Raw genomic sequence first — 12,596 nt, forward strand, 5'->3', positions numbered from 1 at the left:
GTAGGTCCTTGTGCTCCAGTAGCTCCCGTTGCACCTGTGTTTCCTGTAGGTCCTTGTGCTCCGGTTGCTCCAGTTGCACCAGTTTGTCCTGTCGGACCTTGTGCTCCGGTTGCTCCCGTAGCTCCCGTTTGTCCTGTCGGTCCTTGTGCTCCGGTTGCTCCCGTAGCTCCTGTTGGTCCTTGTGCTCCGGTTGCTCCAGTTGCTCCCGTAGCTCCAGTTTGTCCTGTTGGTCCTTGTGCTCCAGTTGCTCCCGTTTGTCCTGTCGGCCCTTGTGCTCCGGTTGTTCCCGTAGCTCCCGTTTGTCCTGTCGGTCCTTGTGCTCCGGTTGCTCCGGTTGGTCCTTGTGGTCCAACTGCTCCTATTATGGTTGATGAACCATCTTCCGCGGTATAAGTGAAGGTACCATTTCCATTATCAAGCAATGTAGATATTGTTTCAGTAACACTTCCTCCTCCGTTGGACAGAGTTATTGTATTTCCAGTTTGACTTAATATTTGTATTTCGTTGGTTGGATCAGGATCAGGATCATCAATTAAAGAAGTTAAATCAACTTGACCTCCATCTTGAAGGGTAAGAATATTTGTAGTTGTATCAAAGCTTAATTGTTGATTATCATTTCCAGTACATAAGCTAATCCAATTATTATTACTGTATTGAAAAACACAATTATTATCTAAATTATATACCAATGCTCCATTAAGTGGAATGATAGCATTCATTTGAGAAGTCGTTACTCTTGTAAGTACAAAAGCTTTATCGATACTTTCTAATTCCAGTATAGAGGAACTATTTATCTGATTAGGATTATCTCCAACCTTAACCTGAGCTTGCAGTGAGGTTGCTGATATAAGTATGAATATAATTGAAAGTAATTTTATCTTCATATTAAGTAGGGAATTTCTTTTAATAATGTTTTACCTTAAAACAAATATGGTTTTTCTGTAAAAGATTATTTTTCAATATTAGGGCACTATTAATTATCACAATTAAATTATTTGCTAAGATATTAATATAATGTTAACAACAAAAATATGTATTTTATTCGACAAAACACATTTTTGTTCGATAAAAAACATATTTTAAGTGTTTTTAAGGCATTTTAATTTGGATTGGAAGCATTTTTTTTATTCTTAGATGTGATGGTTTTGTCGGCATAGTAAAAATAATTTTGTTTAATTCTTTTATTTATTTGAAAAAACAGATAATTTTATCCCATAAATTAGCGGGAGTAGCTCAGTTGGTAGAGCGTCAGCCTTCCAAGCTGAATGTCGCCGGTTCGAACCCGGTCTCCCGCTCAAAAGCTTTGTCATAATTGATAAGGCTTTTCGATTCAATCAATAAGCATGTGGTTCCCCAGTTTTTTTACACATCATTGACTATTCAGTTCTAGCGAATGAATAAGCTGTTCTAGTTAATCTTTAAAAACAATTAATTTTGAAGCTATTATTCTAAGCGGCATTAAGACAATTACCGTTAGAGCGGTAGAAATCAAATAGTTTATCTCCAGTTTTAACCCAATATTGTACATAATATTTGCTAATAGGTAGAAGAATAGTATGAAACCAATAAAACGAATCAATTTATACTTATTATGATTCGTCTTGAACAGATATTTTAGTTGGACAACATAAAGGAATATGTAATTAACACCATAAACTATTATGAATGATTTGGTTTTGTTTATTTTAAAAAAATCTACTAAAAGTATTAAACCTGAAAAAACAAAACCATAACTTACTATACTTATAATGATATATCGTATGATTAATTTTCTATTTTCTTTATTTAATATTTTCTCAATCTTAAACATCTAGATGCATAATTCTGAAATATTTTTTGTTAGTTAGATTTTTCTACTAAAACGATGGTCCAGGGTATTGGAGATTCAACAGCGATGACTTTTCCAAATTCCTTTTCGACTAATTTGACAATAGATTTTTTTGACCAATGATTCAAATGTCCCGGAGTGTTTCCGAAATCTTTCAAATATTTAAATCTACACATATTTAAAAAACGCCATAGAGGTTCTCTAGGGACTCCCAGAATCAAATATTTTTTAGATATTCTTTTTATTTCTTCAATCGCAGTTTCAGGATAATCTAAATGTTCTAAGACCTCTAATAAAAAAACCAAATCAATACTAGCCGTATCATATTTTAGTTCATAGACACTTTCTTGAAATATATTTAGATTAGGATTATTACTTTTTGCTTTGACAACCAAACCTTCTACATACTCTGATGCTGTAAGGTTTGAAATCATTTTACTTAATCTTACTGTTGATCTACCTTCTCCACAACCAATCTCGTGGGCAGAATTAACATTGTTAATCTTACCTAGAAGTTTTTGAACTGATTTGAAATAACTATCTACTAAATATTTAGATATGAAATTTTCGTCTTTATATTTACCAGAAAAATCTTCAGTTTCTGGTGTAGCTTTTAACTTTGAATGATCGATCTGTTTCAATTGTTTTCTTTTATGAGAATGCGGTTGTTATTTAGATAAACGTTCATTATCTTGAATATCCATCCACATCGCAAATAAAAATGATTGGAATCCAGATATTGTAAGAAAAATAAAAATAATCAAATAATCAGTTGGTGTTTTTGAGTTTGGGACAAAGAAGTTAAGTAATAAATGATAGAGGAAATAAGAATTAATTATTCCTATAATAATTGCAATCCAATACAATAAAAATAGTGGATGAAAACTTCTATACAAATATTTTATAGTTAGTCTTTTAAAGAAACATCTTATCAGTAAAAATAGAATAGGGAAAGTAACTTTTATCACACTAAGTTTTGATTGTTCGCCTACTCCGTATACTGGTTTTATTTTAACCTCCCTTATAGTGCAAAAAGCTATATTAAGTTTAACCAAGACGTCATTCGGCATTCCGTATCTTTTGTATATTTTGTAAAGTGGAATCGAGTTCAAAGCATTGTTCGACATAGCAGTATATCCACTTTGTGTGTCCGAGATGCCCCAATATCCAGAAACAATTTTAGTAAGTATACTTAGAATTGAATTTCCAAAAAAGCGTATTCTAGGAATAATTACCCAGGCGCTTTTATGAATTAGTCTGTTTCCTTTTACATAATCAATTTCTTCATTAATCACAGGGTTGCAGATAGATTGAAGTTCATTCGGATCCATTTGGCCATCCCCATTCATGACAACAGCACAATCAATATCGTGATCTTTACACCATTTATACCCTGTAGCTACAGATGCCCCAACACCCCCGTTTCTTTTGTGTTTTATTAGGATAATTTTTTCTTCATCGGGATTTTTGTTTAAAATTTCAATTGGAGTGAATTTTTTTACCTCTTCAATATTTTTTTGATGTACTTCTATATCAGCTTGATTATAGATTGTTGGGGTGATATTCTTTTTTAAGTTTGATGTCAATTTTAGCAAAGAAGTATTATCTTTTTTTAAATATTCTAAAACAACATCAACCGTATTATCTTTAGAAACATCATCAATGACTATTATTCGATCTACAAAATCGGGCATACTATCAATTACCATTGATATTTGTGTACCTTCATTATAGCAGGGAATTACTACTGCAATGGTTTTGTTATTTAGCATTTTTCATTCATTTTCTATTGGTTAGTTAATATTATCCAAGGACCACTTTAAATTATTTTTAGCTAATTGATAATTAGGTTTTATTTCTAAAGCTTTTTTACAAGCTTCTGCACCAAGCTTCCATTGTTTTAATTGATTGTATGAAGAGCAAATGTTATTATAAGCTAGGGCATTATTTGGATCTATCTTGAGCAGCTCTTTGCAGGTGTTAATAACTAGAGCATACTTTTGTTGTTCATAATATTTTAAACTTAAATTTAAATAATTTTCTGGGTTTGGGTTTGTTTTTATTCTTTCTGTCAATATTTTTATTTCTTCCTCTGGATTAATCATCTTACCAGAAATTTTTTCAAGCAATTGTTTGGATAATATATGATTTGGACTTTTTGCTAAAGCCTTTCTTAAAAATCTTTCTGATTCTTTGTATTTTCTTTGTCCCGAAAGATAGCGAGCATAGTAATATTCGGGAGATGGAGAGGAAGATTTCAGGGCTATTGCAGATTCAAAATATTGTTTTGCTTTAATATGGTCATTTAGAGCACCATAAAGGATACCAAAATTTATATGTAAAACGACATAATTTGGAACCAACTTAAATGCTTTCTTGAAATATTCTTCAGCAACATTATAATTTCCTTTTGACATTTGAGTTTCCCCGTAATTCATTAACCCTCTTCCGTTTTTAGGACTCTTAATAGTTACGTCTTTCCATAGTGACTCTTTAGAACCCCATACTTCAATGCGTTGATACGTTCCGAAAGCATGTGCGATTAGTAGCATAAGAACTGATAGAGTCACTATATAATGATAATTTTTAATTCTTTTATTTAACCGAAGTCGACTAGAAAGTATGGTAAATGTCCAAGGTACAGCTATAAATAATCCAATAAACGGAAAAAATACTCTGTGATCATTTGCAATCTGAAACAAAGGATTCAAAGTTGTAGGTAATAACGCAATAAAAAACCACGCAATCCCAAAAGAAATAGGCCTTAACTCTTTCTTAAAAGAAGTTTTAACCATGATAAAAACCATAAGAACGATCACCATAAAACCTGTAATAATTCGAATATCATACCAGGGTTTTATAATGCTTATGTCTGGATCGGCACTTAGGTTTATTGGTAAAATAAAATTCCCTAAATAATGCATTATCACAAAGAATTGTGTGCTAATATATTCAAATCTGGTGATGGTGTAGTTTGTAGAAACCGTTGCTTCGGGTGTAAGATAATATTGATTGAAAAGAAATAGGGACACTACAATAATAGCCGTTGGAGCAATTTTTCTAGAAAATCGGAATATTTTTTCTTTGGTGTTGGTTCTAAAATTATCTAGTATTGAATACTCTTCAAAAAGCAAGATATATATAAACAAAATGGGCAAAAACATGACTCCTGTTTGTTTTGTCCAAATACCAATAATTGCAGTAATTAAATACAGATAGAATTTTTTTCCAATAGGATTTCTATATAAAAGTAGTGACCCTACTATACAGAGAGTTGAAAAAGAATCAGATCTCGCACATATATAGTTTATAGTTTCTGCGTTTGCAGTATGAAGAGCAAACCAAACTGCAGAAAATAATGCGATAATAGTAATATAAGAATTTGTTGGTTGGGATAATTGATATAATCGTTTTGAGAGTATAAAGACTAAAACGATTAGTAGTAGGAACCAGAAAAATATATGGTAGTGAAAGATCTTAGCATCTAAACCCCCACCAATTTTGTAATCTATCGCATTCTTTAATGTAACCATAGGTCTATACGATCGATTAGCAGGGAGGGAACTAAAAGTGTCTGCATCGGTAAAAAAAGTAGTCCAATTATCTAAACTTCTAATAGATTCGTTATTGGAAATGGTATGAGTGTCATCAAAAAAAAACGGATTGTCAAAATGATTAAGGTACACCAGTACTGTCAAGACTAGAATTAGTGGTACTCCTAAATATTTTAGTATATAGTTTGTATTTTTTTTTACCATAGTTACTATTGTAGAGACTGAATAATGTTATTCTTTTAGGATTTTTATTATAAATATCAATGATCCAAATATAGTTTTTTTGAATCAAAAATCTTTTTTGTAACTAAAAAACGATGCTCCTGAAAACTGTCAAAATATCGAAAACCCTGTTAATGTAGTCAGACGTTCTAATGCATACATCCCCAACTCCGAATTTCCTTTTGGATTCAGCGGTGGGCTCCATACAGTTACCGCATAATATTCCGGATGAATTGCAGCTATTCCTCCGCCCACGCCACTTTTGCCGGGTAAGCCTACTCTAAAACTAAATTCTCCAGCTTCATCATAAAATCCACAAGTTTGCATAATAGCATTAATACGTTTTGTTTTTCTTGAGGAAATTATTTGAATATTATCGGACAGTGTTTTTCCGGAGTTAGCATATATCATAAAGGCAGTAGCAAGTTCTTGGCAAGACATTTCTATAGAACATTGATAAATGTATACGTCCAATACTTTCTCAATATCATTTTTTATATTACCAAAAGATTTCATCAGATTTAATAAAGAAGCGTTCCTATAGCTTGATTTTTTTTCAGATTCATAAACCTTGGGGTTCATAGCGATGGTAGTGCTACCAGTAATTTTATGTATAAATTCCAAAAGTTTTTGTTTAGGATTTTCCAAAATTGAAACTAATATATCAGCGATCACTAGGGCACCAGCATTTATAAAAGGATTTCTAGGAATTCCATTTTCATATTCTAACTGAATTAAAGAGTTGAAAGGATCTCCTGATGGTTCCACATCCACCCGTTTGAATAATTCTTCGTCCAATAATGACATAGCTAAGGATAAGGAGAAGACTTTAGAAATACTTTGTATTGAAAAGCGTTCTTGTGCATTGCCAAAACCATAATGACCTGAGTTAATACAATATAAGTGCATGCCAAATTTAGTAGGATCAATCTTTGCTAATTCAGGAATATACGTAGCAACTTTTCCGGTACCTGGCCTGTTTAATGTTTCGGCCTTAATGGTATTAAGGATTTTCTGGTAATCCATATATTGTTTATTTTAAGTAAGATAGAGAACTACCTGGTGTTGTTTCATATGGATTTTTGTTTTGTTCAAAAACCCTTGCAGATAAATTGCCCTTTAATATAACACTATTGTGTAGTATTCTTAGCCAACTTCCTTCTCTAAGACCAATTACAGGTTGCGGGTTTAAGGTGTGAAACTCCTTGATACGTGTTTCTCTGGTTTCACCTTTATGTGTAGAATTTGGATCGGGATCGAGGTAATGTGCATTAATGTTAAAAGGAATGATACCTAATGTTTTATAGCTAGGTGGATGGACAATAGGCATATCATTAGTAGTTTGCATAGTAAGTCCACATATATTACTTCCGGCACTGGTTCCCAAATATGGTACTCCAGAGTCTATAGCAGTTTTAAGAGGATTAAGAACCTTGTTTCGGTATAGTTGATCTACCAATAGGAACGTGTTTCCTCCTCCAGTGAAAATTCCTTCAGTATTTTTCAATGCTTCTGTTATATCTGAAAACATATGAATGCCAAGGATCTTTTTATTGATTTTTTTAAATATATTATTAATTCCAATAGTATATGCATCTAAAGAAATTCCTCCTGGGCGGGCGTACGGAATAAATAGTATTTCATTAGCGTCATTATAAAGCTCAATCAATGCGTCAAATAAATATTCTAAAGGATTACTACCATAAATGGTGGAAGTGCTAGCGATTATACAGTTTTGCATGTAAAGTTGTTTTTTTTAGTAAAGGTAGTTTAACGTTTTCTTATAAAGAAATCTTCTTAGCATATTGAAAAAATGTAGTATCTTCAATAAAATCAAATTTAATCGAGCTTGCTATGAAAATAAAATTATCCTTTCTCTTTATATGCTTTATTATTAGTTTTTCTTTCGCGCAGATTACTTCAAGGGTGATGATTGATGGACGTATCAGTGCACCGATTGGTGATGATGTCGAGGGAGTGGTGGTGTATAATCTTACCACTAAAAAAGGAACGATTACAGATAATAAAGGCACTTTTAGAATTAGCGTAGGGATCAATGATAAGCTCGAGGTGATTGCAATGCAATATCAAAAATTTATAGTGTTAATTGATAAAGGAGTGTTGGATAATAAAAGGCTGAATATCTTTTTGAATGAATCTGTCAACCTATTGGAGGAGGTTATCGTTACTCCATATGATTTATTAGGAAATGTCTCTATTGATGTCAAAAAAATTGATGTTTCCAAAAGTGGTATTGATGAAGTAGCACGGCTAACATCAGACAGAATTAATGATACAGATTATGACTGGACACCAGATGAACTTTCTGAGTTAGAAAACAAAGTGTTTTTGGAAGATAGGATGATTTATGGTCTCAATTTTGTCAATCTTTTTAAAGTCGTATTCCAAAATAAAGATGTAAGTAAAAGCAAAACTCCCACTGATATTGATGTAAAGGTGAGAAAAATGTATAATGACGAGTTTTTTAAAACAAATCTAGCGCTGGATATGGATCAAATTAACGATTTCATCTTTTTTGCAGAAGAGAATGGACTTAATAAATCGTATCTAGAAGAGGGAAACGAGTTAAATTTGATAGAATTTCTAGTGATACAAAGTAAAGCCTATAAAAAGCGACAATAATACATCAGTAAAATTTCTTCGCAACACTTTTGGTCAACTTTCGTCTTTTTTCTTGAAACGATATGACAAAGTTGAAGGATATTGTATTACAACGCTAATAAGTTCATTCCTTTTGGTCATAGTCGTAAAACCAATTTAAAATATGGCTAAAGGTTTACCTTTTATATTTTTTCTTTTCGTTTTTGCCAATGGCTTTAGTCAATCTCAAAGATTAAAAGGAAAGATCATCGCTGATTCTTTAGAAGGTTTTGCGATTAATATTGTAAATTATACAAAGAAAATCGGAACCACCAATGATCAAAAAGGTTATTTTGAAATCCCTGCCGCAATTAATGATTCGATCATTTTTTCTTCTGTTCAGTATGAGATAGTTTCCCTAATAGTTTTTGAAGCTGATATTGAAAATAAAAATTTTCAAATTAAATTAACTCCGATCGTTCGAAAATTAGATCAAGTCCGTGTTAGTGATATCAACCTTTCTGGGAATATAGATAAAGATAGTAAGGATATTGAAATTAAACCTTTTGTAAACAATAAAAGTCTAGGACTTCCATTCAGAGACATAAAACAACCTACCCAAATCGAAAGAAAAATTTACACAGCAAAATCCGGAATTATAGATCGGCCTATTAATTACTTGAATGGCACTCTAAAAAAACTAAAGCGAATAAAGGCTATTCAGGACCTTAATACATTAATCCAAAAAGGAGAAAATTCGTTTGATACAATATTTTTTACAAATCATTTAGGATTGCCAGAGAATCTAATTTCTGATTTTATGTACTATTGCGCAGAAGATGACTATTTCGAAAATTTGTTAGAGAACACAAAAAAACTTTCATTATTAGAGTTTTTTCAAGTAAAAGCAAAGTTGTATAAAGCAATTAAAGAAATTGATTAATGATTCTATTTTTATTTAATAAGATACTTTTGGCATAGTTTTTATATCAAAATAGTAAATTTACCATCTTATAAATAATCTACACATTGAAAAAATTACTTATCATTTTATCAGGAGTCTTGATGTTCCTAAGTTCGTTTACAGTACTACATAAATTTTATGTTAGTGTTACCCAAATAGAGTATGTTGAAGAACAGAATTCATTACAGATTATCTCCAGAATATTCATTGACGATATAGAGAAGGTATTGCGACAACGGTATGATCAAAATATAGAGTTGGTTTCAGAAAAAAATGAAGCCAAAATAGATAAGTATTTGCATACGTATTTAAACCAGAAATTAACGATCAAGGTTAATGGAAAACAGGTAGTTTTTAATTTTATTGGTAAGGAATACGATAACGACCTTGTATTGTGTTATCTTGAAGTAGAAAATGTAGGTTCATTAAGTACAATAACCGTTGCTAATCAGACTTTGATGGATTTCTTTGAAGAACAGCAAAATATTATACACGTAAAAAAAGGGAAAAAACGTAAAAGTTTAATTCTAGAAAAAGAAAACGATATGGGCATGTTAAAGTTTAGTGAATAAATCATTAAAATTTTAAAAAACAACTATTTTGCAAATTATTACTTAACACAATTACACTCTAATGAAAAAAACATTTTTTATCCTTTCAATTACTTTTTTTGTTTCTGGGTTGCATGCACAAAACGAAAACCAAAACGAAGAAACTCGTGAGTTAGGGCATACAAATCAAAACAAGTTTAAGCAGATGTACGATGAGTTTGCAACTCCTAATATGTACAGAACTGCTTCTGGAGCTCCAGGAGCTGCCTATTATCAGCAACAGGCAGATTATAAAATGGATATAGAACTTGATGATAAAAACAAAAAGCTTACAGGAAAAGAAACTATTACATATACAAATAACTCTCCTGATAACTTAGAGTTTCTCTGGGTACAATTAGACCAGAATGTGCGCTCCAAAACGTCCAAAACTCCATTGATCCAGCCAACAGGAGTCGATGCAGCAGATCCCCCAAACACATTTGTTGGAAAATATCTTGGAGAACCTTTTGATGGTGGATTTAATATTATGGCAGTAAAAGACGCTGTGGGTAAACCATTACAATACACAATCAATGGAACTATGATGCGTGTGGAAATGCCAAAGCATTTAGCATCTGGAGGGAAATTTGAATTCTCGATAGATTGGTGGTACAATATTAATAATCACGTTAACGGTAGAGGAAGATCTGGTTATGAAGAGTTTGAAGATGGTAACAGAGCCTATGTAATTGCTCAGTTTTACCCAAGAATGGCAGTTTATAATGATGTAGAAGGTTGGCAGAATCATCAATTTTGGGGCCGAGGAGAATTTGCGTTACCTTTTGGAAATTTTGATGTTAATATCACCGTACCAGCAGATCATATTTTGGATGGAACCGGAGTGTTAACGAATAGGAAAGAGGTATTTAGCAAAGAAATGATGAATCGTTATGAAAAGGCTAAAAAATCATATGATACACCAGTCGTTATAGTTACCCAAAAAGAAGCTGAAGCAAAAGAAAAATCATTTTCGGATAGCAAAAAAACCTGGAAATTAAGTGCAAAAAATGTACGAGATTTTGGATTTGCAACTTCAAGAAGGTTTATCTGGGATATGATGGCTGTTAAAATAGGAGGAAAAGACGTAATGGCGGTTTCTATGTATCCAAAAGAAGGAAACCCGTTGTGGGAAGATTGGTCAACTAAAGTTGTGGCAAGTACACTTAAATCCTACAGTAGAATGACTTTTGATTATCCTTATCACAAGGCAATTTCGGTTCATGCAAAAAATCAAGGTATGGAATATCCTATGATTTGTTGGAATTATGGGAGACCAGACAAAAAAGGAAAGTTTAGTGACCGCACAAAATTTGGAATGATGAGTGTTATCATACACGAGGTAGGTCATAACTTTTTTCCTATGATTGTGAATAGTGATGAGCGTCAATGGACTTGGATGGATGAAGGACTTAATACATTTGTTCAATATGTAGCAGAGCAAGATTTTGGAGAATGGTATCCAGATGCTGTTGCTCCATTAAAGGCATATCCTTCCAGAAGAGGACCAGCTGCTAAGATCGTACCCTATATGAGCGGGGATCAAAGTTTTATTTCTCCAATTATGTCACAATCTAATAATATTTATCAGTTTGGCTCTAATGCATATTCCAAACCAGCAACCGGATTAAATATCCTTAGAGAAACTGTTATGGGGAGAGAGCTGTTTGATTATTCGTTTAGAACATATTCTCAACGTTGGATGTTCAAACATCCAACACCTGAAGATTTTTTTAGAACTATGGAGGATGCCTCTGCTTTTGATTTAGATTGGTTTTGGAGAGGATGGTTCTACACTACGGATTATACAGATATCGGTGTAAAGGACGTAAAGAAGTTTGTAGTTTCTAAAGAACCAAATCAAAGAGCTAAAGATTTTGCAGCTGCAAGAGGAGCAAAGGTTGAAGATTTTGGTCCGTTGGTTTTTATGGTAGAAGAAGGTAGTGAGGAGTATGAAACGATTAAGAAGAATGGCAATATAATTGAAGATGCAAAAACTCTGAAAGAATATCTATTGGATAATTTTTCGGTTGAAGAAAGAAGTGTTTTAAAAGAGCCAAAGTATTTCTATGAAGTAACTTTCGAAAAACCCGGAGGACTAGTAATGCCATTGATAGTAGAGTATACCTATGAAGATGGAACTTCAGAAACCGTAACGTATCCCGCAGAGATTTGGAGAAAAAATGATGATGTAGTAAAAAGAGCGATAGCATCAGAAAAAGCAATTACTAAAATTGTAGTGGACCCTAATCAGGAGACAGCGGATATAGATACATCAAATAATAGTTGGCCTCAGAATAACAAACTTGGTAAGTTTGATAAATTTAAAAACAAAGTGAAGGGCCAATAAGTTAAAAAACACCTTAAATTATAAGTTAAAGCCGTTCCTACGTATGAACGGCTTTTTTGTGTACATTATTGTAGTTATATTTGCATCGTTATGACAGCATTACCATTATTCATTAGCGGAACTGAAATTGCCTTTATAGTATTTATACTGGTTATGGTTTTTGGTGCGGATAAAATACCTGAAATCGCAAGAGGATTAGGTAAAGGGATGCGAATCGTAAAGGATGCTACGAATGATATCAAATCAGAAATCACAAAAAGTGCAGAAAAACACGGTATTGATACTGATATACCTTCTTCTATTTCCACAGATATTAAAAAAGAAATAGATCAGGTAAAAGATGATATCGAAGAAATCACCGGTCCTGTAAAACGCAAACTCTAATATACTTTCCATTAATTTTGTGATTTTAACAGAATAAATTTAATTTTTTACTTATTTGTCAAAAAAGCATTCTTTTTTTTGAACTAATTATACTCTGTATTCC

General features: G+C 32.4%; 11 protein-coding genes and 1 tRNA gene. 6 read left to right on the forward strand and 6 right to left on the reverse strand.

All coding sequences use genetic code 11. The annotated features are described in order from the left end of the window. Nucleotides 1–884: phage tail-like protein (locus ACWGOQ_RS22105; RefSeq protein WP_458202871.1), on the reverse strand; the 884-nt coding region annotated here is incomplete at its 3' end. Nucleotides 885–1,222: 338 nt separating this feature from the next. Between ACWGOQ_RS22105 and ACWGOQ_RS22110 the strand changes: the two genes are divergently transcribed. After that, nucleotides 1,223–1,295, forward strand: a tRNA-Gly gene (locus tag ACWGOQ_RS22110). Between the two features lie 544 nt (nucleotides 1,296–1,839). Here the strand turns inward: ACWGOQ_RS22110 and ACWGOQ_RS22115 are convergent. From ACWGOQ_RS22115 to pepE, 5 genes are all read right to left on the reverse strand, one after another. After that, the gene (locus ACWGOQ_RS22115) at nucleotides 1,840–2,469 is read right to left on the reverse strand and encodes a class I SAM-dependent methyltransferase (RefSeq protein ID WP_452059918.1); all 630 of its coding nucleotides are present in this window, start codon (nucleotides 2,467–2,469) and stop codon (nucleotides 1,840–1,842) included. A 27-nt stretch (nucleotides 2,470–2,496) separates the two neighbouring features. Further along, entirely contained in the window at nucleotides 2,497–3,600 is a 1,104-nt protein-coding gene (locus tag ACWGOQ_RS22120; protein ID WP_452059919.1) for a glycosyltransferase family 2 protein, read from the reverse strand. A 21-nt stretch (nucleotides 3,601–3,621) separates the two neighbouring features. Continuing rightward, a complete protein-coding gene (locus tag ACWGOQ_RS22125) occupies nucleotides 3,622–5,586 on the reverse strand; it encodes a tetratricopeptide repeat protein (protein ID WP_452059920.1) in 1,965 nt (654 codons plus the stop codon). Nucleotides 5,587–5,715: 129 nt separating this feature from the next. After that, nucleotides 5,716–6,630 (reverse strand): glutaminase, encoded by a 915-nt coding sequence (locus tag ACWGOQ_RS22130; protein ID WP_452059921.1) that lies wholly within the window; start codon nucleotides 6,628–6,630, stop codon nucleotides 5,716–5,718. Nucleotides 6,631–6,637: 7 nt separating this feature from the next. Beyond that, nucleotides 6,638–7,345 (reverse strand): dipeptidase PepE, encoded by a 708-nt coding sequence (gene pepE / locus ACWGOQ_RS22135; protein ID WP_452059922.1) that lies wholly within the window; start codon nucleotides 7,343–7,345, stop codon nucleotides 6,638–6,640. A gap of 113 nt (nucleotides 7,346–7,458) precedes the next feature. On the opposite strand from pepE, the gene ACWGOQ_RS22140 reads away from it, so the two are divergent. The 5 genes from ACWGOQ_RS22140 (at nucleotide 7,459) to ACWGOQ_RS22160 (ending at nucleotide 12,493) form a co-directional block, all read left to right on the forward strand. Next, the gene (locus tag ACWGOQ_RS22140; protein ID WP_452059923.1) at nucleotides 7,459–8,247 is read left to right on the forward strand and encodes a BamP family beta-assembly machinery protein; all 789 of its coding nucleotides are present in this window, start codon (nucleotides 7,459–7,461) and stop codon (nucleotides 8,245–8,247) included. A gap of 142 nt (nucleotides 8,248–8,389) precedes the next feature. Then, a complete protein-coding gene (locus ACWGOQ_RS22145) occupies nucleotides 8,390–9,148 on the forward strand; it encodes a BamP family beta-assembly machinery protein (RefSeq protein ID WP_452059924.1) in 759 nt (252 codons plus the stop codon). Between the two features lie 86 nt (nucleotides 9,149–9,234). Beyond that, entirely contained in the window at nucleotides 9,235–9,741 is a 507-nt protein-coding gene (locus tag ACWGOQ_RS22150) for a DUF6702 family protein (RefSeq protein WP_452059925.1), read from the forward strand. 61 nt (nucleotides 9,742–9,802) lie between these two features. Then, a complete protein-coding gene (locus ACWGOQ_RS22155; RefSeq protein ID WP_452059926.1) occupies nucleotides 9,803–12,109 on the forward strand; it encodes a M1 family metallopeptidase in 2,307 nt (768 codons plus the stop codon). 90 nt (nucleotides 12,110–12,199) lie between these two features. Further along, nucleotides 12,200–12,493 carry a Sec-independent protein translocase subunit TatA/TatB gene (locus ACWGOQ_RS22160; RefSeq protein WP_452059927.1) on the forward strand — a complete coding sequence of 98 codons (294 nt, stop codon included), beginning with the start codon at nucleotides 12,200–12,202 and terminating at the stop codon, nucleotides 12,491–12,493. Nucleotides 12,494–12,596 lie beyond the last annotated feature (103 nt).

The sequence above is a fragment of the Aquimarina ulvae genome, assembly GCF_053613295.3.

Excerpts from the sequence above, each read along its gene's own strand:
- ACWGOQ_RS22160 (WP_452059927.1), top strand. The coding sequence starts at position 12,200 with ATGACAGCATTACCATTATTCATTAGCGGAACTGAAATTGCCTTTATA.
- ACWGOQ_RS22125 (WP_452059920.1), bottom strand. The coding sequence starts at position 5,586 with ATGGTAAAAAAAAATACAAACTATATACTAAAATATTTAGGAGTACCA.
- ACWGOQ_RS22145 (WP_452059924.1), top strand. The coding sequence starts at position 8,390 with ATGGCTAAAGGTTTACCTTTTATATTTTTTCTTTTCGTTTTTGCCAAT.
- ACWGOQ_RS22120 (WP_452059919.1), bottom strand. The coding sequence starts at position 3,600 with ATGCTAAATAACAAAACCATTGCAGTAGTAATTCCCTGCTATAATGAA.
- ACWGOQ_RS22140 (WP_452059923.1), top strand. The coding sequence starts at position 7,459 with ATGAAAATAAAATTATCCTTTCTCTTTATATGCTTTATTATTAGTTTT.
- ACWGOQ_RS22155 (WP_452059926.1), top strand. The coding sequence starts at position 9,803 with ATGAAAAAAACATTTTTTATCCTTTCAATTACTTTTTTTGTTTCTGGG.
- ACWGOQ_RS22130 (WP_452059921.1), bottom strand. The coding sequence starts at position 6,630 with ATGGATTACCAGAAAATCCTTAATACCATTAAGGCCGAAACATTAAAC.
- pepE (WP_452059922.1), bottom strand. The coding sequence starts at position 7,345 with ATGCAAAACTGTATAATCGCTAGCACTTCCACCATTTATGGTAGTAAT.